The sequence below is a fragment of the Pseudomonas sp. Irchel 3H3 genome, assembly GCF_900187635.1.
Classification (GTDB): Bacteria; Pseudomonadota; Gammaproteobacteria; order Pseudomonadales; family Pseudomonadaceae; genus Aquipseudomonas.
In genome coordinates, this window is the sequence record NZ_FYEC01000003.1 from 185,057 (window position 1) to 205,116 (window position 20,060).

20 protein-coding genes are annotated in these 20,060 nt (G+C 60.4%); 17 read left to right on the forward strand and 3 right to left on the reverse strand.

Going from position 1 to position 20,060, the window contains the following annotated elements; all coding sequences use genetic code 11:
* Positions 1–14 precede the first annotated feature (14 nt).
* On the reverse strand, positions 15–797 hold the full coding sequence (locus CKW24_RS05500) for a PhzF family phenazine biosynthesis protein (RefSeq protein ID WP_095165930.1): 783 nt from the start codon (positions 795–797) through the stop codon (positions 15–17).
* Positions 798–895: 98 nt separating this feature from the next.
* Positions 896–1,366, reverse strand: a complete 471-nt coding sequence (ybaK, locus tag CKW24_RS05505; RefSeq protein WP_095165932.1) for a Cys-tRNA(Pro) deacylase — start codon at positions 1,364–1,366, stop codon at positions 896–898.
* A gap of 370 nt (positions 1,367–1,736) precedes the next feature.
* Here ybaK and CKW24_RS05510 point away from each other — a divergent pair, with 370 nt between their 5' ends.
* The 14 genes from CKW24_RS05510 (at position 1,737) to CKW24_RS05575 (ending at position 15,999) form a co-directional block, all read left to right on the forward strand.
* Positions 1,737–2,588, forward strand: coding sequence for an MIP/aquaporin family protein (locus tag CKW24_RS05510; protein WP_095165933.1), 852 nt, complete (start codon positions 1,737–1,739; stop codon positions 2,586–2,588).
* 77 nt (positions 2,589–2,665) lie between these two features.
* Entirely contained in the window at positions 2,666–4,171 is a 1,506-nt protein-coding gene (glpK, locus tag CKW24_RS05515; protein ID WP_095165935.1) for a glycerol kinase GlpK, read from the forward strand.
* 95 nt (positions 4,172–4,266) lie between these two features.
* Positions 4,267–5,022, forward strand: a complete 756-nt coding sequence (locus CKW24_RS05520) for a DeoR family transcriptional regulator (RefSeq protein ID WP_095165936.1) — start codon at positions 4,267–4,269, stop codon at positions 5,020–5,022.
* A gap of 256 nt (positions 5,023–5,278) precedes the next feature.
* Complete coding sequence (gene glpD, locus CKW24_RS05525; protein WP_095165938.1) at positions 5,279–6,817, forward strand: glycerol-3-phosphate dehydrogenase; 1,539 nt, start codon at positions 5,279–5,281, stop codon at positions 6,815–6,817.
* Between the two features lie 341 nt (positions 6,818–7,158).
* Entirely contained in the window at positions 7,159–8,073 is a 915-nt protein-coding gene (locus tag CKW24_RS05530; protein WP_095165940.1) for a glutamate/aspartate ABC transporter substrate-binding protein, read from the forward strand.
* Between the two features lie 193 nt (positions 8,074–8,266).
* Positions 8,267–9,013: an amino acid ABC transporter permease gene (locus CKW24_RS05535; protein ID WP_095165942.1), complete on the forward strand. Its 747-nt coding sequence runs from the start codon at positions 8,267–8,269 to the stop codon at positions 9,011–9,013.
* Positions 9,013–9,684, forward strand: coding sequence for an amino acid ABC transporter permease (locus CKW24_RS05540; RefSeq protein WP_095165944.1), 672 nt, complete (start codon positions 9,013–9,015; stop codon positions 9,682–9,684). Before CKW24_RS05535 ends, CKW24_RS05540 begins: the two co-directional genes overlap by 1 nt.
* Positions 9,681–10,415 carry an amino acid ABC transporter ATP-binding protein gene (locus CKW24_RS05545; RefSeq protein WP_095165946.1) on the forward strand — a complete coding sequence of 245 codons (735 nt, stop codon included), beginning with the start codon at positions 9,681–9,683 and terminating at the stop codon, positions 10,413–10,415. The genes CKW24_RS05540 and CKW24_RS05545 overlap by 4 nt, the downstream gene beginning before the upstream one ends.
* Positions 10,416–10,576: 161 nt before the next feature.
* Positions 10,577–12,478: an ATP-binding protein gene (locus tag CKW24_RS05550; RefSeq protein WP_095165948.1), complete on the forward strand. Its 1,902-nt coding sequence runs from the start codon at positions 10,577–10,579 to the stop codon at positions 12,476–12,478.
* Positions 12,475–13,803, forward strand: a complete 1,329-nt coding sequence (locus CKW24_RS05555; RefSeq protein WP_095165949.1) for a sigma-54 dependent transcriptional regulator — start codon at positions 12,475–12,477, stop codon at positions 13,801–13,803. Before CKW24_RS05550 ends, CKW24_RS05555 begins: the two co-directional genes overlap by 4 nt.
* 25 nt (positions 13,804–13,828) lie before the next feature.
* Complete coding sequence (locus CKW24_RS05560) at positions 13,829–14,158, forward strand: GlpM family protein (RefSeq protein ID WP_177440599.1); 330 nt, start codon at positions 13,829–13,831, stop codon at positions 14,156–14,158.
* Between the two features lie 140 nt (positions 14,159–14,298).
* Positions 14,299–15,219 (forward strand): arginase, encoded by a 921-nt coding sequence (locus tag CKW24_RS05565; protein WP_095165952.1) that lies wholly within the window; start codon positions 14,299–14,301, stop codon positions 15,217–15,219.
* Positions 15,216–15,590, forward strand: a complete 375-nt coding sequence (locus CKW24_RS05570) for an EamA family transporter (protein ID WP_095165954.1) — start codon at positions 15,216–15,218, stop codon at positions 15,588–15,590. The genes CKW24_RS05565 and CKW24_RS05570 overlap by 4 nt, the downstream gene beginning before the upstream one ends.
* Before the next feature lie 10 nt (positions 15,591–15,600).
* On the forward strand, positions 15,601–15,999 hold the full coding sequence (locus tag CKW24_RS05575) for an EamA family transporter (RefSeq protein ID WP_095165956.1): 399 nt from the start codon (positions 15,601–15,603) through the stop codon (positions 15,997–15,999).
* Positions 16,000–16,111: 112 nt separating this feature from the next.
* On the opposite strand, the gene CKW24_RS05580 is transcribed toward CKW24_RS05575, so the two are convergent.
* Positions 16,112–16,867: a MipA/OmpV family protein gene (locus tag CKW24_RS05580; RefSeq protein ID WP_095165957.1), complete on the reverse strand. Its 756-nt coding sequence runs from the start codon at positions 16,865–16,867 to the stop codon at positions 16,112–16,114.
* Between the two features lie 218 nt (positions 16,868–17,085).
* On the opposite strand from CKW24_RS05580, the gene CKW24_RS05585 reads away from it, so the two are divergent.
* From CKW24_RS05585 to CKW24_RS05595, 3 genes are read left to right on the forward strand one after another with little or no spacing between them, the layout of a single operon-like run.
* Positions 17,086–17,784, forward strand: coding sequence for an MtnX-like HAD-IB family phosphatase (locus CKW24_RS05585; RefSeq protein WP_095165959.1), 699 nt, complete (start codon positions 17,086–17,088; stop codon positions 17,782–17,784).
* Entirely contained in the window at positions 17,777–19,171 is a 1,395-nt protein-coding gene (locus CKW24_RS05590) for an aspartate aminotransferase family protein (protein ID WP_095165960.1), read from the forward strand. The genes CKW24_RS05585 and CKW24_RS05590 overlap by 8 nt, the downstream gene beginning before the upstream one ends.
* Positions 19,168–20,058, forward strand: a complete 891-nt coding sequence (locus tag CKW24_RS05595) for a carboxylesterase (RefSeq protein ID WP_095165962.1) — start codon at positions 19,168–19,170, stop codon at positions 20,056–20,058. The genes CKW24_RS05590 and CKW24_RS05595 overlap by 4 nt, the downstream gene beginning before the upstream one ends.
* Positions 20,059–20,060: the final 2 nt, after the last annotated feature.

Sequence of the window (20,060 nt, forward strand, 5' to 3'; positions counted from 1 at the left end):
CAGCGACGTCAGTGTCAGCCCAGCAGCAACGTCCCGCTGGCCACCAACGTCGCAGTCCCGCCAATCTTCACTCGATCGCCTTCCAGGCGACAGAACAACTCCCCGCCCCGCGCCGAACACTGATAGGCCGTCAGACTGGTTTTATCCAGTTGCTGCGCCCAGTAAGGAATCAGCAGGCAATGGGTCGAACCGGTGACCGGGTCTTCGTTGATGCCGATGGCAGGGGCAAAATAGCGCGAGACAAAGTCATGCTGCGTGCCGCGCGCGGTGACGATTGCCCCCAGCCAGGGCAACTTCGCCAGGGCCGCCATGTCGGGCTGACAATCGCGCACGGCCTGCTCCGATTCGAGCACCACAAACAACTCATTGGAACCCAGCACCTCGATGGGCTGCACCCCCAGCGCTGCGGCTATCAGCGGATTGGCCGCCACCGCACGCGGTGCGATCCTCGGGAAATCCAGCCATAGCTGCCCGCCTTCGCGGGTCACGCGCAACGGCCCGGATTTACTGATGAAGTCCAGACTTTGCGACGGTTCCTCATACTGGTCGAACAACACATGGGCGCTGGCCAGGGTCGCGTGGCCGCACAACGGCACTTCCGTGGTCGGGGTGAACCAACGGATATGCCAACCCTGGGCCTCACGCACCACAAACGCGGTCTCGGCGAGGTTGTGCTCGGCGGCGATGTTTTGCATCAGTTCATCACTGAGCCAAGCCTCGAGCCGGTAGACCATCGCCGGGTTGCCACTGAACGGACGGTCGCTGAAGGCATCGACCTGATGAAACGCTAACTCCATGAGTGCTCTCCTTTTGTGTAGGCGAGCGCGAGCATGCAGCAGCGGTGGCTGGCTCACCAGTGACAGAGCCAGTGGATTTTCACCATACAGCGAACGGGTCAAGCCCGGCCGATGTCAGCGAACCTGGCCTGGGTATGTTCGGCCAGCACTGCAGCGGCCAATTCGACTTCCAGGCCGCGTCGACCGGCACTGACATAAATAGTCGCAAAAGCTTGGGCACTGCTATCGATAAAGGTGCGCAGCCGCTTCTTCTGCCCCAACGGGCTAATTCCCCCCAATAAGTACCCGGTTGCACGCTGTGCGGCAGCGGGGTCGGCCATCTCGACCTTCTTGACCCCTGCCGCATGGGCCAGCGCCTTCAAGTCCAGACTTCCGACGACCGGCACCACAGCGACCAGCAACTCGGCTTTCTCACTGGCCGCAAGCAAGGTCTTGAACACCTGGGCCGGCTGCAACCCAAGCTTTTCCGCCGCCTCCAACCCGTATGAAGCGGCCTTGGGATCATGTTCATAACTGTGTACACGATGTTCGGCACGAACTTTTTTCAGCAGATCCAATGCGGGGGTCATGGCAGCTCCAAGCCAACGAAAGAACAACAAATGCTGCGCCGGATTCTAGGTCATCACGCAGCAAAAGGCTCCAAGACCGCCCCGCTATCCAGTCGTCGGCGCTGCCGGCCAGGTAAATCTGCAACGTTGCCACCCCCCTCAAGACGCGATCATTCAGCCGAACAATAGTTGATTTGTGACTGACGGTTCACTTTCGACCTTTGACATCAGCGTTTCTTGTCTATATTTTTTCGTTTCCGAATACCATGCGAATAATCCTACGCAGCACCCAGCAGTAAGCCGAGACCAGGATGGGGATCCTGCCTTGGTGAAAATCGCGCCCGATCTCCTGTGGGACGAGCGCCCGACAACAACAAAAAACGAGGTTTTCATGACCACTGCTTTACAACAACCACCGCTCTCGAGCCAATGCATGGCCGAGTTCCTGGGGACTGCACTGCTGATCTTTTTTGGCACTGGCTGCGTCGCCGCCCTCAAAGTCGCGGGCGCCAGCTTTGGCCTGTGGGAAATCAGCATCATCTGGGGCGTCGGCGTCAGTATGGCGATCTACCTGACTGCGGGCGTTTCCGGTGCCCACCTGAACCCGGCCGTCAGTATCGCCCTGAGCATTTTCACCGATTTTGAAAAGCGCAAACTGCCCTTCTACATCTTGTCCCAGGTGGCGGGCGCCTTCTGTGGCGCGTTGTTGGTTTACACGCTTTACAGCAATCTGTTCTTCGATTTCGAACAAACCCAGCAGATGGTTCGCGGCAGCCAGGCCAGCCTGGAGTTGGCGTCGGTATTCTCCACCTTCCCCAACCCGGCCCTGTCTACCGGCCAGGCGTTCCTGGTCGAGATGATCATCACCGCGATCCTGATGGGCGTGATCATGTCCCTGACCGACGATAACAACGGCCTGCCCAAGGGCCCGCTGGCACCGCTGCTGATTGGCCTGCTGATCGCCGTGATCGGCAGCTCGATGGGGCCGCTGACCGGCTTCGCGATGAACCCGGCACGGGATTTCGGTCCTAAACTGATGACTTTCTTCGCTGGCTGGGGTGAAATTTCCTTCACTGGCGGCCGGGATATTCCCTATTTCCTGATTCCGATTTTTGCTCCGATTGTCGGTGCCTGCCTCGGTGCTGCAGCCTATCGCGGGCTGATTGCCCGTCACCTGCCCGGCGCCGTACCTGCTACAACAAAGGCAGAACCGGCGATGGATGGCAAAACCCGAATTTCCTGATAGCGGCGGCGCGTGATCCTGCCCACCATTGATCACGCGCCCCGATCCACTCCCTTATTTCGTCCAAGGCAATCGACATGACCGACACACAGAATAAGAACTACATCATTGCCCTTGATCAGGGTACGACCAGCTCGCGCGCGATCATTTTCGACCGCGACGCCAACGTGGTCTGCACCGCTCAACGCGAATTCGCCCAGCATTACCCACAAGCCGGTTGGGTCGAACATGACCCGATGGAGATCTTCGCCACCCAGAGCGCGGTGATGGTCGAGGCCCTGGCACAAGCAGGCCTGCATCACGACCAGGTGGCCGCCATCGGCATCACCAACCAGCGCGAAACCACCGTGGTCTGGGACAAGACCAGCGGCCGGCCGATCTACAACGCCATTGTCTGGCAGTGCCGCCGCAGCACCGAGATCTGCCAGCAGCTCAAGCGCGACGGCCACGAGCAATACATCAGCGACACCACCGGCCTGGTCACCGACCCGTACTTTTCCGGCACCAAGCTGAAGTGGATCCTCGACAACGTCGAAGGCAGCCGGGAGCGTGCACGCAACGGCGAATTGCTGTTCGGCACAGTCGACAGCTGGTTGATCTGGAAATTTACCGGCGGCAAGACCCACGTCACCGACTACACCAACGCCTCGCGCACCATGCTCTTCAACATCCACACCCTGGAGTGGGACGCGAAGATGCTCGAGCTGCTGGACATCCCACGCGAGATGCTGCCGCAGGTGAAGTCCTCGTCGGAAATTTATGGCCACACCAAGAGCGGCATTGCCATCGGCGGCATCGCCGGCGACCAGCAAGCGGCCCTGTTCGGCCAGATGTGCGTGGAGCCCGGCCAAGCGAAAAACACCTACGGCACCGGCTGCTTCCTACTGATGAATACCGGCAGCAAGGCAGTCAAATCCAGCCACGGCATGCTCACCACCATCGCCTGCGGTCCGCGCGGTGAGGTGGCCTATGCCCTCGAGGGCGCAGTGTTCAACGGCGGCTCCACCGTGCAGTGGCTGCGCGACGAACTGAAGATCATCAACGACGCCCACGACACTGAGTACTTCGCCAACAAGGTCAAGGACAGCAACGGTGTGTACCTGGTGCCCGCCTTCACCGGCCTCGGCGCGCCGTACTGGGACCCCTATGCCCGCGGTGCCCTGTTCGGCCTGACTCGCGGCGTACGGGTCGACCACATCATTCGCGCAGCCCTGGAGTCGATTGCCTACCAGACCCGCGACGTGCTCGACGCCATGCAACAGGACTCCGGCGAACGCCTCAAGGCCTTGCGCGTGGACGGCGGTGCGGTGGCGAACAACTTCCTCATGCAGTTCCAGGCCGACATCCTCGGCACCCAGGTCGAGCGCCCGCAAATGCGCGAGACCACGGCACTCGGCGCTGCCTATCTGGCAGGCCTGGCCTGCGGCTTCTGGGCCAGTCTGGACGAACTGCGCGGCAAGGCAGTGATCGAGCGCGAATTCGACCCGCAACTGGAAGAAAGCGCCAAGGAAAAACTCTACGCTGGCTGGAAAAAAGCCGTCAGCCGTACCCGTGACTGGGAGCCGCACGAAGGCGAGGAGTAAGCCAAGGGCCGAACAGTGTTCGGCATCTAACTGGTCGGGAGGGGATTGATGCGGCATCATGGGCAAATTTTGCACGGCAGCCCAAAGGACGCCCCATGAATCTGCCTCCCCGTCAGCAGCAAATCCTCGAACTGGTCCGCGAACGCGGCTACGTCAGCATCGAGGAAATGGCCCAGTTGTTCGTTGTTACTCCGCAGACCATTCGCCGCGATATCAATCAGCTGGCCGAAGACAACCTGTTGCGCCGCTACCATGGCGGCGCAGCCTATGATTCCAGCGTGGAAAACACTGCGTACGCCATGCGTGCCGACCAGATGCGCGACGAAAAGCAGCGCATCGGTGAAGCCATCGCCCGGCAAATTCCCGACCACGCCTCGTTGTTCATCAATATCGGTACCACCACCGAGTCCATCGCCCGGGCGCTGCTCAACCACAACCACCTGAAAATCATCACCAACAACCTGCACGTGGCCTCGATGCTCAGTGCCAAGGATGATTTCGACGTGCTGCTCACCGGTGGCACCGTGCGCCGCGACGGCGGGGTTGTCGGCCAGGCCAGTGTCGATTTCATCAACCAGTTCAAGGTCGACTATGCCCTCGTGGGCATCAGTGGCATCGACGAAGATGGCAGCCTGCTGGACTTTGATTACCAGGAAGTGCGGGTATCCCAGGCGATCATCGCCAATGCCCGGCAAGTGATCCTGGCGGCCGACTCCAGCAAGTTCGGACGCAACGCCATGATTCGCCTGGGACCGATCACCCTGATCGATTGCCTGGTGACTGATCAGGAGCCCGTACCTGCCCTCGCCCAACTGTTGAGCCAGAACAAGATTCGCCTGGAAGTCGTTTAACCGCCTCACCTCTTCAGCGTCCGTCCAGACGCCATCGCGAGCAGCGCAACCCTTGTGGGAGCGAGCTTGCTCGCGATAGCGCCTGCTCATGCCCCACCCGCATAAATGTTCGAAATTTTTCCTTTTCTGCCCCTTCGATGAGTTTTTTCAATCGAAGCGGACTGGCTGTGGGCGACTTTATGGGCTACCATTTTCGCAAATGAACATTAATGTTCGTATTCCAATACATAAAGCCAAAAATGCCCGAGGCCTGCCGATGCCCACTTCCACCTTGCCGACACCCCCACTTGCCGAGATCTATGACGTCGCCGTGATTGGTGGCGGGATCAATGGCGTCGGGATTGCGGCGGATGCTGCCGGCCGTGGGCTTTCGGTGTTCCTTTGCGAAAAGGACGACCTGGCCAGCCACACCTCGTCCGCCAGCAGCAAGCTGATCCACGGCGGCCTGCGCTACCTGGAACACTATGAGTTCCGCCTGGTGCGCGAAGCCCTGGCCGAACGTGAAGTGCTGCTGGCCAAGGCCCCGCATATCGTCAAGCAGATGCGCTTTGTCCTGCCGCACCGCCCGCACCTGCGCCCGGCCTGGATGATTCGCGCCGGCCTGTTCCTCTACGACAACCTGGGCAAGCGGGAAAAGCTCGCCGGTTCCAGAAGCCTGAAATTCGGTGCCGACAGCGCCTTGAAAAGCGAAATCAGCAAGGGCTTCGAGTACTCCGACTGCTGGGTCGACGACGCCCGCCTGGTGGTACTCAATGCCATGGCCGCCCGTGAGAAAGGCGCCCACGTGCATACGCAGACCCGCTGTGTCAGCGCCCGACGCAGCAAGGGCCTGTGGCACCTGCACCTGGAGCGTGCCGATGGTAGCCTGTTCTCGATCCGCGCCAAGGCGCTGGTAAACGCGGCCGGCCCCTGGGTTGCCAAGTTCATTCGCGATGACCTGAAGATGGAATCGCCCTACGGTATTCGCCTGATCCAGGGCAGCCACCTGATCGTGCCCAAGCTGTACGAAGGCGAGCACGCGCACATCCTGCAAAACGAAGATCAGCGCATCGTGTTCACCATTCCGTACCTCAATCACTTCACCCTGATTGGCACCACGGACCGCGAGTACACCGGTGACCCGGCCAAAGTGGCGATCACCGAGGGCGAAACCGATTACCTGATCCAGGTAGTCAATGCGCACTTCAAGCAACAGGTCAGCCGTGACGACATCCTGCACACCTATTCCGGCGTGCGCCCGTTGTGCAACGACGAATCCGACAATCCATCGGCCGTGACCCGCGACTACACCCTGGCCCTGTCCGGCAGCGGTGAAGAGGCGCCCCTGCTGTCGGTGTTCGGCGGCAAGCTGACCACCTACCGCAAGTTGGCCGAGTCGGCCATGGCCCAGTTGGCGCCCTACTTCAAGCAGATGAAACCGAGCTGGACCGCCCAGGCAACCCTGCCTGGCGGCGAAGACATGAGCACCCCGCAGGCCCTGAGCGCCTTGATTCGCGACAAGTTCGACTGGGTCCCCACGGAAATCGCCCGCCGCTGGGCCACCACCTACGGCAGCCGCACCTGGCGCATGCTCGAAGGCGTACAGGGCTTGAACGACATGGGCGAGCACCTGGGTGGCGGGCTCTACAGCCGTGAAGTCGATTACCTGTGCCAGCAGGAATGGGCCACCACTGCCCACGATATTCTCTGGCGGCGCACCAAGCTGGGCCTGTTCACCACGGCCGACGAACAGGCAAACGTGCAGCACTATCTGCACAAGCTCGAAATCAACCGCAGCAAGATCGAAGCGGCCTGATCGACAGCCAATACATAAAAAGCCCCTGGATTCCGCGATCCAGGGGCTTTTTATTTTCTACATTGCGTTGAAGCCGCGAAAAATTCATTCGGTTTTCCGAACGCGACCCGGCAGTCAATTCGGTTAACCGGATCAGGCGTAGGGACAAGCTCCGCCACAAATATTTAATATCCTTATAAATCAACAAGTTAGGCATTTAATCCTGGCCTGGCACGACTCATGCTCTACACTCTTGGACGAACGCCTGAGGTGCCAACACTTCAGGAGCCCTCCAGGCGTTCAGCAGTACTAGAGAGCCGAAGAACTGGCTCCATAAAAAAAACAATGTCGAGGAAAATTTGATGCGTATCGTTCCCCATATCCTGGGCGCAGCCATCGCTGCCGCTCTGATCAGCACGCCAGTTTTCGCCGCCGAGCTCACCGGCACCCTGAAGAAGATCAAAGAGTCCGGCACCATCACCCTGGGCCATCGCGACGCTTCCATTCCGTTTTCCTACATTGCAGACGCTTCTGGCAAACCAGTCGGCTACTCCCACGACATCCAGATGCAAGTCGTCGAAGCCCTGAAAAAAGACCTGGACCTGCCGAACCTGCAAGTCAAATACAACCTGGTCACCTCGCAAACCCGTATTCCGCTGGTGCAGAACGGCACCGTTGACCTCGAGTGTGGTTCCACCACCAACAACGTCGAGCGTCAGCAACAAGTTGACTTCTCGGTCGGCATCTTCGAAATCGGTACTCGCCTGCTGTCCAAGAAGGACTCCAAGTACAAGGATTTCGACGATCTTAAAGGCAAGAACGTCGTGACCACCGCTGGCACCACGTCCGAGCGCATCCTCAAGTCGATGAACGCCGACAAGCAGATGGGCATGAACGTGATCTCCGCCAAGGACCACGGCGAATCCTTCCAGATGCTGGAATCGGGCCGCGCCGTTGCCTTCATGATGGACGACGCCCTGCTGGCCGGTGAAGCGGCCAAGGCCAAGAAAGCTTCCGACTGGGAAGTGACTGGCACGCCACAGTCCTATGAAATCTATGGCTGCATGGTGCGCAAAGGCGACGAGCCGTTCAAGAAAGCGGTCGATGATGCCATCAAGGCCACCTACGCTTCGGGCAAGATCAACAAGATCTACGACACCTGGTTCCAGGCGCCAATCCCGCCTAAAGGCCTGAACCTGAACTTCCCGATGAGCGACGAGCTCAAGGCGCTGATCGCCAATCCGACCGACAAAGCGGCTGACGACAAGAAATCCTGATTTCTGACTAGTCTTACCTCCTGAGAGGGCCAATGCCCTTTCGGGAGGTTGTCACTACCTGCTGGCATTTTTGGAAACACTCGAACCGGTGGTTGTCGAGCCGACCGCGTGTGCCCGACCGTCAACGTCGGGTGGGAACGGAGTTCCCCCAGGCAGGTGCTTGAACATCGATTGAATCCGAGGGGAGACCCTAATGAATTACAACTGGGATTGGGGCGTGTTCTTCAAGTCCACCGGCGTGGGCAGCGAGACCTATCTCGACTGGTTCATTTCCGGGCTGGGCTGGACCATCGCTATCGCCATCGTGGCCTGGATCATTGCATTGCTGCTGGGCTCGGTACTGGGCGTAATGCGCACCGTACCGAACCGCATCGTGTCAGGCATCGCGACCTGCTACGTAGAACTGTTCCGTAACGTGCCGCTGCTGGTTCAGCTGTTCATCTGGTACTTCCTGGTGCCCGACCTGCTGCCACAAGACCTGCAGGACTGGTACAAACAGGACCTCAACCCGACCACCTCGGCCTACCTGAGCGTTGTCGTGTGCCTGGGCCTGTTCACCGCCGCCCGGGTCTGCGAACAAGTGCGCACCGGTATCCAGGCGCTGCCCCGCGGCCAGGAATCGGCTGCTCGCGCCATGGGCTTCAAGCTGCCGCAGATCTACTGGAACGTGCTGCTGCCCCAGGCCTATCGCATCATCATTCCACCGCTCACCTCGGAATTCCTCAACGTCTTCAAGAACTCGTCCGTGGCCTCGCTGATCGGCCTGATGGAGCTGCTCGCGCAGACCAAGCAGACCGCCGAGTTCTCCGCCAACCTGTTCGAAGCCTTCACCCTGGCGACCCTGATCTACTTCACCCTGAACATGAGCCTGATGTTGCTGATGCGCGTGGTCGAGAAGAAAGTCGCAGTGCCCGGCCTGATCTCCGTGGGGGGTAAATAATGGAATTCGATTTCAGTGGCATCATCCCGGCCATTCCCGGCTTGTGGAACGGCATGGTGATGACCCTCAAGCTGATGGCGCTGGGCGTCGTCGGTGGCCTCGTCCTCGGCACCATCCTGGCCTTGATGCGGTTGTCCCACAACAAACTGCTGTCGAACTTCGCCGGCGCCTACGTCAACTACTTCCGCTCGATCCCGCTGCTGCTGGTGATCACCTGGTTCTACCTGGCGGTGCCGTTCGTGCTGCGCTGGATCACCGGCGAAGACACCCCGATCGGCGCGTTTGCCTCCTGCATCGTGGCCTTCATGATGTTCGAAGCGGCGTACTTCTGCGAAATCGTCCGTGCCGGTGTGCAATCGATTCCCAAGGGCCAGATGGGCGCCGCCCAGGCCCTGGGCATGTCCTATGGCCAGATGATGCGCTTGATCATCCTGCCCCAGGCATTCCGCAAGATGACCCCACTGCTGCTGCAACAGAGCATCATCCTGTTCCAGGACACCTCACTGGTCTACACCGTCGGCCTGGTGGACTTCCTCAACGCTTCGCGGGCCAGTGGCGACATCATTGGCCGTTCCAATGAGTTCCTGGTATTCGCCGGTCTCGTGTACTTCATCATCAGCTTTGCCGCCTCGCAGCTGGTCAAGCGTCTGCAAAAAAGGTTCGCCGTATGATCTCTATCAAGAATATCAACAAGTGGTATGGGGACTTCCAGGTGCTGACTGATTGCAGCACCGACGTCAAGAAAGGTGAGGTGATCGTGGTGTGCGGGCCGTCCGGCTCCGGCAAGTCGACCCTGATCAAGTGCGTCAATGCCCTGGAACCGTTCCAGAAAGGCGACATCGTGGTCGACGGCACTTCGATTGCCGACCCCAAGACCAACCTTCCGAAACTGCGCTCGCGCGTTGGCATGGTGTTCCAGCACTTCGAACTGTTCCCGCACCTGACCATCACCGAAAACCTGACCATCGCGCAGATCAAGGTGTTGGGCCGCAGCAAGGAAGAAGCCACCAAGAAAGGCCTGCAACTGCTCGAGCGCGTCGGCCTCTCGGCCCACGCCCACAAGCACCCGGGCCAGCTCTCCGGTGGTCAGCAGCAGCGTGTGGCGATCGCCCGCGCACTGGCCATGGACCCGATCGTCATGCTGTTCGACGAACCGACCTCGGCGCTGGACCCGGAAATGGTTAACGAAGTGCTGGACGTCATGGTGCAACTGGCCCACGAAGGCATGACCATGATGTGCGTGACCCACGAAATGGGCTTCGCCCGCAAAGTGGCGGACCGGGTGATCTTCATGGACGCCGGCAAGATCATCGAAGACTGCCCTAAGGAAGAGTTCTTCGGCGACATCAACGCTCGCGCCGAACGTACACAGCACTTCCTGAACAAGATCCTGCAGCACTAAGCAGCACACCGCTCCTCGCCCCCGTGTAGGAGCGAGCTTGCTCGCGATGGTGGGTCAGCTACATCACTGTTGACTGACACTCCATCGCGAGCAAGCTCGCTCCTACACAGGGACTGCGCGGATTTGTAGATTTGTGTTGTGGTTGACCCAAGGCATCTGTGATGAAATGCGACCCCACTCTTTATCGCGCCGCACCGCCATCACTCGCCGTGAAACCTCGTCTGATCCGCCACCTGTTCCTGCCGCCGCTGATCATCCTGCTGATGCTCGCATTGGGCCTGCTCGGCTTCTGGATCAGTGAGCACTACGGCATTCGCAGCCTCGGCGAAAACGGTCAACGCCAGCTGGAACTGCACGCCCGTGCGGTGGAAAGCGAGATCAGCAAATACACCTACCTGCCTAGCCTGCTGGAACTCGAATCGAGTGTTTCGCAGTTGCTGGCCGAGCCGTCGCCGGAACACCGGCAAGCGGTCAATAATTACCTTGAAGGCCTGAACCGGCGCAGCCGCAGTCGGGCCATCTACGTGATGGACACCACCGGCCGAGTCCTGGCCACCAGCAACTGGCGCGACGTCGACAGCTACCTGGGCGAAGACCTGTCCTTCCGTGCCTATTTCCAGAACGCAGTACGCGGCCAGCCCGGGCGCTTCTACGGGATCGGCAGCACCAACGGCGAACCCGGCTACTACCTGGCCCACGGCCTCGAGGAGCAAGGCAAGATCATCGGCGTCGCGGTGGTCAAGGTGCGCCTGGAAGCCCTGGAAGAACGCTGGCAGCGCGCCCGCCTGGAAGCCTTCGTCAGCGATGAGAACGGCATCATCATTCTCTCCAGCGACCCGGCGCGACGGCTCAAGGCCGTGCGTCCACTGAGCGACGACACCAAGGAGCGCCTGGCCCGCAGCCTGCAATACTACTGGTTCCCGCTCAATGAGCTGGAGCCGCTGGCCCGCGAACGCCTGGCCGAAGGCGTGGAGAAACTGACCTTCCCGGCCAACGCCGAAGTGGTCTCCGACGACGAGGCCATCAGCTACCTGTCGCAGACCCGCCCCCTGAGCGACACACCGTGGAATTTCACCCTGCTGACACCGCTCCAGGACCTGCGGCGCGAGGCGATCAACCAGGGCATCCTGGTGGCAGTGGCCTTCGCCCTGGTGGCGTTCCTGCTGATCGCCTGGAACGAGCGCCGCAAGGTCATCGCCACCCGCCTCGCGGCCCGCGAAGCCCTGCAGGAAGCCAACAATCAACTGGAGCGACGGATTACCGAACGCACCACTGACCTGCGAGCCAGCAACGAACGCCTCAAGGGCCAGATTCGCGAACGGCGCCTGGCCGAGGAAACCCTGCGCCATGCCCAGGATGAATTGGTACAGGCCGGTAAACTGGCGGCCATCGGCCAAATGTCCACCAGCATTGCCCACGAACTGAACCAGCCCCTGGCGGCGTTGCGCACCCTGTCCGGCAACACCGTACGGTTTCTCGAACGTGGCCAACTGGACACCGCCAGTGCCAACCTGAAAACCATCAATGAACTGATCGATCGCATGGGCCGCATCACGGCCAGCCTGCGCTCCTTTGCCCGGCGCGGCGACGACAAGGGCCAGGCCAGCCTGGGCAAAGCGGTCGATGCGGCCCTGCAACTGCTGGGCGCGCGCCTGGAACACAGCGGCCTGCAGTTGCACCGCGCGTTCACTGACGAACAAGTGTCGATCGACCAGACCCGCCTGGAGCAGATCCTGGTCAACCTGATCGGCAATGCCCTGGATGCCATGCAGGCGCAAGCTGCGCCCCAATTGTGGCTCGAGGGTGAGGCAGTGGACGGCAAGTACCGGCTGCACGTACGCGACAACGGCCACGGCATTGACCCCGAGGCGCGCAAGCATCTGTTCGAACCCTTCTTTACCACCAAGCCTGGCGAACAGGGCCTGGGCCTCGGCCTGACCCTGTCGGCAAGCCTGGCCGCCGCGACCGGCGGCAGCCTGGGTGTCGAACACCCGGCCAGCGGTGGTACCGCATTTGTCCTCAGCTTACCCTTGGTAAGCACCCTGCCCGTCGAGCCGATATGAACAACGATCTTAGTGTGCTGATCGTCGAAGACGATCCCCATGTCCTGCTCGGTTGCCAGCAGGCCTTGGCCCTGGAAGACATCCCCTGCACTGGCGTTGGCAGCGCTGAAGAAGCCCTGGCGCAGGTGGGCGACAACTTTGCCGGGATCGTCATCAGCGACATCCGCCTGCCGGGCATCGATGGCATGGAGCTGCTGGGTCGGCTCAAGGCTCGCGATCGCAGCTTGCCGGTGGTGCTGATCACCGGGCACGGCGACATTTCGATGGCTGTCGACGCCATGCAAAAAGGCGCCTACGACTTCATGGAGAAACCCTTCTCCCCCGAGCGCCTGGTGGACGTTGCCCGACGTGCCCTGGAGCAACGCAGCCTGGCCCGCGAAGTCAGTTCCTTGCGCCGGCAACTGGCTGAACGCGACTCACTGGAAGGCCGGATCATTGGGCGCTCGCCCGCCATGCAGCACCTGCGCGAACTGATCGCCAACGTCGCCGACACGTCGGCCAACGTGCTGATCGAAGGCGAGACCGGCACCGGCAAGGAGTTGGTTGCCCGTTGCCTGCACGACTTCAGTCGCCGCCAGGCCCAGCCTTTTGTCGCACTGAACTGCGGTGGCCTGCCGGAAAACCTGTTTGAAAGCGAAATCTTCGGGCATGAGGCGAACGCCTTTACCGGCGCCGGCAAACGGCGGATCGGCAAGATCGAACATGCCAACGGCGGCACCTTGTTCCTCGACGAAGTGGAAAGCATGCCGTTGCCCCTGCAGATCAAACTGCTGCGGGTATTGCAGGAGCGCACCCTGGAGCGCCTGGGTTCGAACCAGAGCGTGGCGGTCGATTGCCGGGTGATTGCCGCCACCAAGTCCGACCTCGACGAACTGGGCCGCGCCGGCCAGTTCCGCAGCGACCTGTATTACCGCCTCAACGTGGTGACCCTGGAACTGCCGCCGCTGCGCGAACGCCGCGAGGACATCCTGCAACTGTTCGAGCACTTCCTGCAGCAATCATCGCTGCGCTTCGACCGCGCTGTCCCAGACCTGGACAACCAGACCCTGTCGCACCTGATGAGCCACGACTGGCCGGGCAACGTGCGCGAACTGCGCAACGTCGCCGAACGCTTTGCCCTCGGCCTGCCGGCGTTCAAGAAGTCCGGCGCCAATGACGCAGCCCAGGGCCTGGGGTTTTCCGAGGCGGTGGAAGCCTTCGAGCGCAACCTGCTGAGCGATGCCTTGCAACGCAGCGGCGGCAACCTGACCCAGGCCAGCCTGGAATTGGGCATGGCCAAGACCACGCTGTTCGACAAGGTCAAGAAGTACGGCCTCAGCCACTAACCCAGCGAGAACAGTCGTGGATCTATTGTTGAAAGCGGTCCTTGGCGCGGCGGTGGTGGTGATAATCGCCGCCCTGGCCAAGACCAAAAACTACTACATCGCCGGCCTGGTGCCGCTGTTTCCGACCTTCGCCCTGATTGCCCACTACATCGTCGGCAAGGGCCGCTCGCTGGACGACCTGAAGACCACCATCGTGTTTGGCATGTGGTCGATCATTCCGTACTTCGTGTACCTGGCGACCCTGTATGTGATGGTCGATCGCATGCGCCTCGAGGCATCGCTGGCCGTGGCGGCCGTGGCTTGGTTGATGGCGGCGACGGCGCTGGTCAGCGTCTGGGTTCGCCTGCACAGCTGATCGCAATCCCCTGTCACAGCCGTGCAGGAGCGCCCGCGATTGCTGGCCCATCCCTTGCATTTATCCCCCGAAGCCCATCGGCCGGCCTTCATAATCGATGAAGTCGGTGTCCGGGAGGGGTGCAAGGATGAACACTGACCTTGAACATTTTAGATCTCGACCACAGCCTGACTGCCCAGGCACCGATCGCAAAATTGCTCGACAGCGGTCGCGCCAAACGCCTGGACCTGCTCGACCTCGGCCCGAAACTGCGGCTCTGGTCCAGTGAACGCACCTGGCTGCGCTTTTGCGAACGTCTGCGACAACGCCCCCGGCACAGCGGCCCGCAGCCGGAAATCTTCTTCGTCGGCTCCGGCGACTACCACCATTTGACCCCGGCCTTTCTGACCGACTTGCCGGAACCAACCAGCCTGATCCACTTCGACAACCACCCTGACTGGGTCCGGTTCGCGCCGCGTCGGCATTGCGGCTCATGGGTCAACCAGGCACTGAAACTGCCGAACATCCAGCGCATCGTCACCCTAGGCCCGTGTAGCGAGGACCTGCAAAACCCCCAGCTCAAGGGCGGCAACCTGAGTGCGCTGAGCCGCGGCGTATTGCAACTGTTCCCCTGGCAGCACGCGCCGTCGAGGATTTGGGGGCGGGTCGGCGATGGGGCCGGGCATCGACAGCAGGAAAACCTGCTGCACTGGCACAACCTGGCGGATCTGGACTGGCCAGCATTTCTCCAGCAACTGATCGCCAGCCTGCCTACGCAAGCAGTGTGGATCACTATCGACAAGGATGTGCTGGCCAGTGCGGACGCCGCGACCAACTGGGATCAAGGCGCCATGCGGTTGAGCCATCTGGTGCAGGCGATACGCATGCTGGCAGCCGACAAACGCATCCTCGGCATCGACATCTGTGGCGACTACGCCAGCCCGGGCTTCAGTAATGTCCTGAAACGCTGGGAAGCCAGGTCCGACCAGCCCCCAGCCGAGCGCTGGAGCGAAGCCGACCTGCTGCACAATGCCGCGACCAACCAAACCCTGATCGAGTTATTCGAGGAGCTGTTCCCATGACCTTCACGGTGATCGTACTGGTAGCGATTTCCATTGTGCTGGACGTCATCGGCCAGCTCTGTTTCAAGCTCGGCCTGGACCGTTTGCCGGAGCTCGAAGGCGGGTTTCGCCTGAATGCGTTCTGGGGCCAGGTGTTCAACACACCGCTGCTGTGGTGCGGGGTCGTCACCTACGTGATCGAGTTCTTCATCTGGCTCGAAGCCCTGTCCAGGGCGCCGCTGAGCCTGTTGTTTCCGGCGGCGGCGCTGGCCTATTGCGGCGTGGTATTGGCGGGCAAGGTGATCCTTGGCGAACACGTCAGCCGCCGGCGCTGGCTCGGCACTCTGGTGATTACGGCGGGCGTCATGCTCGTGTGTGCCGTCAATGCATAAGAATCGAGCGATGATCAGCCGCAAAGCCGACTGGCTACACGAACGCCTCGGCACCGTTGTCCTATGGGTACTCTTGATCGTATTGGAAAGCGCGGGCCAGATCGCGACCAAGGTCGGTGGCGATCAACTGGGGCAAATGGACTTCAACCTGCAATGGCTGCTGGCAGTGGCGGGAAACGTCGGAGTCTGGCTGGCAATTGCCTGCTACTTCGGTGCGTTCTTCGTGTGGATGCTGATTCTGCGGCGCAGTCATTTATCCCTGGCCTTTCCCCTGAGTTCACTGGTGTTCGTTGGCGTATTGTTGGGGTCCTGGCTTTGGTTGGGAGAACACATCAGCCTGCTGCATTGGGTGGGGGTGGCGGTGATCATGGGAGGAATTGTGTTGTTGGCTGGAGGTGAAGAACCCTGAAGGTTGGGCTCCTCCCTCTTTCGTTCGGCGCCTCCAGGGGGCAATAAGATCAAGCACCAAAGCAAGGCGGATACGCATCCCCCTATGGGGCTGGTTTTCCAGCGATCCAGAGTCAGTCGAATGTATAGGCAAGCGCCACCTGCACTTCGCCCTGGCTCCTATCGCCAACGGCTTTGACGATGCTGCTGTCTGCCGCGTGACCCATCAGGCGAATCCAGCTAGCGCTGCTCAACAGCGACCAGTTCAGCGCCAGGGGAAACTCGAAGCTCTGGGTCAACGTGACGTTCTGCAAACCGCCACTGGCGTTGTACGGGGCGATCCCCGAAGATCGGGCCTCATCACCATCCACGCCAAAAAACGTCTGGTTCTGCCGGGCATCGGCGAAATGCGCAGTCAGGTTATTGCTGCCGATCACCCCGCCGCCCAGTGGATAACCCGCCTCGCCACCCACTCTTGCCAACACACCCCCGCCGCGCCCGCCCACCGCCTGACCGACGAACGCGAATACCCGCCAGAAATCAGCTGGGGCGTACTGTACAAACCCGCCCAACACTCCCCTGCCAGGCACATCACGCAAGCCCTGCAATTCACCGTTGGAGGTGCGACCTGGCAGGTAGTTGACGAACGGACCGGCGCTGAAACCGCTGACGCTAAGCGCGTCCCAGGTCATCCCGTCATCGGTGCCCAGGCTGACATCGCCCCAACCCAAATCAAGGTACGGCACCGGCCGGGTTTCATAACCAGTGCCGCTCGGGTCGCGAGGCTGGTAGCTGAGGCCGGAACCAACTTCGCCGGTGATGCCATCGGCCATGACGCGGGCCGAAAGGCAGGTCAGCGCAGCGATCAATGCAACAGTAATCCTCGACATGAGGTGATTCCTGAAACGGGATTGGCGCGCATCAATCCCCGGATTGCCTCGACCACGCAAGCACTCATGTTGATTGTAGGAGCCTACAAAAATTGTAGCTGCGCCTACACCAAAACTCGCCAACCCCCCGGCCCCACGAGACCAGGCACGACTGGCACAGTCCCTGCTCTACCCCTTGGCAAGCGCACAACGCGCACCCAGCCCAATAGGTACAACAGATGATTGACTGGCATATCGTGTGTGATTTCGACGGGACCATCACCCGCACCGACGTGATCGACAGCATCCTCCAGCGTTTCGCCGACCCGGGCTGGAAGGCGATCGAAAACGCATGGGTGGCGGGCGACATCGGCTCTCGTGAGTGCCTCAGCCGCCAGCTTTCGCTGGTAAAGGCCACACCAACCGAACTGCTCGACCTCTTCGACACTATCGAAATCGATCCGGATTTCCCCGACTTTGTCGACCACGTCATCGGCCTCGGCGCGTCCTTCGAAGTGGTCAGCGACGGCATCGAACAAGCCATTGCAAGGATCCTGGCACGCCACTACGCGAGTCTCTTGCCGATTCTCGCCAACCGCTTGCGCCAGATCGACTGCAGCCAATGGCGCATCGACTTCCCGCATGCCAGCGATGCCTGTCGCGCCGCTGCTGGCAACTGCAAGTGCAGGTCTACAGCCACTGCCCGTCGGGTGCTGGTGATCGGTGACGGCCAGTCCGACATGTGCGTAGCCGCCACCGCGGATTTCGTGTTCGCCAAGGATCGCCTGGCCGAGCACTGCAAACGTAACAGCATTGCTTACGCCCGCTTCGACAGCTTCGCCGAACTTCCAGCCCTGCTGGCCCTGCTGCCAAGCGTCAGCACCACCAACGCCAGGTATTTCAATCTCGACACCCAGGAGCCCTTCCACCATGCCTGATATTCGAATCGCCACCACCGAAGACCAGATACTTCTGGAAAAAGAAGCTCGGTACTGCTCCTACGGCGACACCGTTCACTACATCGAGCCCCCCCGAATTTTCAGCCGCTGTAAAGGTTCCTATGTCTGGGACACTAGCGACCAAGCCTACCTCGACCTGCAGATGTGGTACTCGGCGGTCAACTTCGGCTACGCCAACCCGCGCCTGAACAATGCGCTGAAACAGCAGATCGATGCCTTGCCACAAATTGCCAGCCAGTATCTGCACAAGGGCAAGATTGAGCTCTCGGAGATGATCGCGGTCGACGCAAAGAACAAGTTCGGACTCGACGGGCGCGTGCACTTCAACGTAGGTGGCTCACAGTCCATCGAGGACTCGTTGAAAATCGTACGCAACGCCTCTCAGGGCAAAAGCCTGATGTTCGCCTTCGAGGGTGGTTATCACGGGCGCACACTCGGTGCTTCGTCGATCACCTCCAGTTATCGCTATCGACGCCGCTATGGCCATTTCGGCGAACGCGCCAACTTCGTCCCGTTTCCGTACCACTTTCGCGGTCCGAAAGGCATGACCAAGGAAGAGTACGGCAGTCACTGCGTGAAGCAATTCGCCAGGTTGTTCGAGACTGAATACAACGGCGTCTGGGACCCGAAAGTCAGCCAGTGCGAATACGCTGCGTTCTATGTCGAACCGATCCAGGGTACCGGCGGCTATGTCATCCCGCCGATGAACTTCTATAGCGAACTTAAGCATGTACTGGACCAACACGGCATTTTGCTAGTGGTCGACGAAATCCAGATGGGCTTCTACCGCACCGGCAAGCTGTGGTCGATCGAGCACTTCGACGTCAAACCAGATGTGATCGTCTTCGGCAAAGCCTTGACCAACGGCCTCAATCCCCTCGGCGGGCTCTGGGCCAGGGAAGAGCTGATCAACCCGAAGATTTTCCCGCCTGGGTCGACCCACTCGACGTTTGCTTCCAACCCACTGGGCACGGCAGTCGGCCTGGAAATGTTCAAGATGACCCACGAGTTCGATTACGGCGCGATGGTCTTGGACAAGGGCAAGTATTTCCTCGAAGGATTGAAAGACTTGCAGAAACGCTACCCGATCATCGGTGATGTCGACGGTCTGGGGTTGGCCCTGCGTTGCGAAATCTGCGGGCCGGACGGTTTCACTCCAGACAGAGAAACCCTCGACTTCATGGTCGAAGAGGGCATGAAGGGCGACATCGAAATCGACGGCACACGGCTGGGCCTGATCCTTGATGTGGGGGGGTACTACAAAAACGTGATAACCCTGGCGCCGTCGCTGGAGATCAGCTACTCGGAAATCGACCTTGCCATCGCCCTGCTCGATCGTCTGCTGCATCGGGCGATGCAGCGATGAACGCCCTGCTTTCACCCGAAGCGGTCGACATCGGCGAAGGCAACAGCGGGTTCATTCTCGGCAGCGGGACTGTGGCGGTGTTGCTGATTCACGGCCTGACCGGCACCCCGACGGAACTGCGTCGCGTGGCCATGGGCCTGGCCGCGGCGGGGTATACGGTCTACGTGCCAACCCTGGCCGGGCACTGTGGCAATAACGCAGACCTGCGAGCCACGGGATGGCACGACTGGTACCAGAGCGCACGCAATACCTACCTCGGTGTGCGGCGTAAACACGAACGCGTTTTCGTTGGCGGATTGTCCATGGGCGCAGTGCTGTCGATGTACCTGGCAGCCGAACATCCGGGACAGATCGAGGGCTTGCTGCTGTATTCGACGACCCTGCGTTACGACGGCTGGAACATGCCAAAAGCGGCTGTACTCATACCGTTGCTGATGGCGATTCCATTCGGTGTACACCTTTGCCGCTTCACCGAAAAATCACCCTTCGGAATCAAGGACGAACGCTTGCGGGCAATCGTCGAGCGGCAGATGAAGGCAGGTGAAAGCGCTAATGCCGGGCTGTTGACCCTGTCCGGGGTCAGTGTTCGTGAATTGCACCGGTTAGTCGCTGTTGTGAAAAAACGCATGCCGCAAATCACCACCCAGGCACTGGTGGTGCATTCGCGCGAAGACGATATCACCAGCCGCTGGAATGCCGACTATGTGGAACGCAAACTCGGCGGCCCGGTCGTGAAAATCCTGCTCGACGACTGCTACCACATGATTACTGTCGACCTGCAATACCGGCTGGTGGTGGAGTTGAGCGTGGATTTTATCCAACAACGTTTCAAGCAGCAGTCCAACACCCCGCCTGCCATGCGCCAAGCGTCCCGGCAATTGGCTTAAAA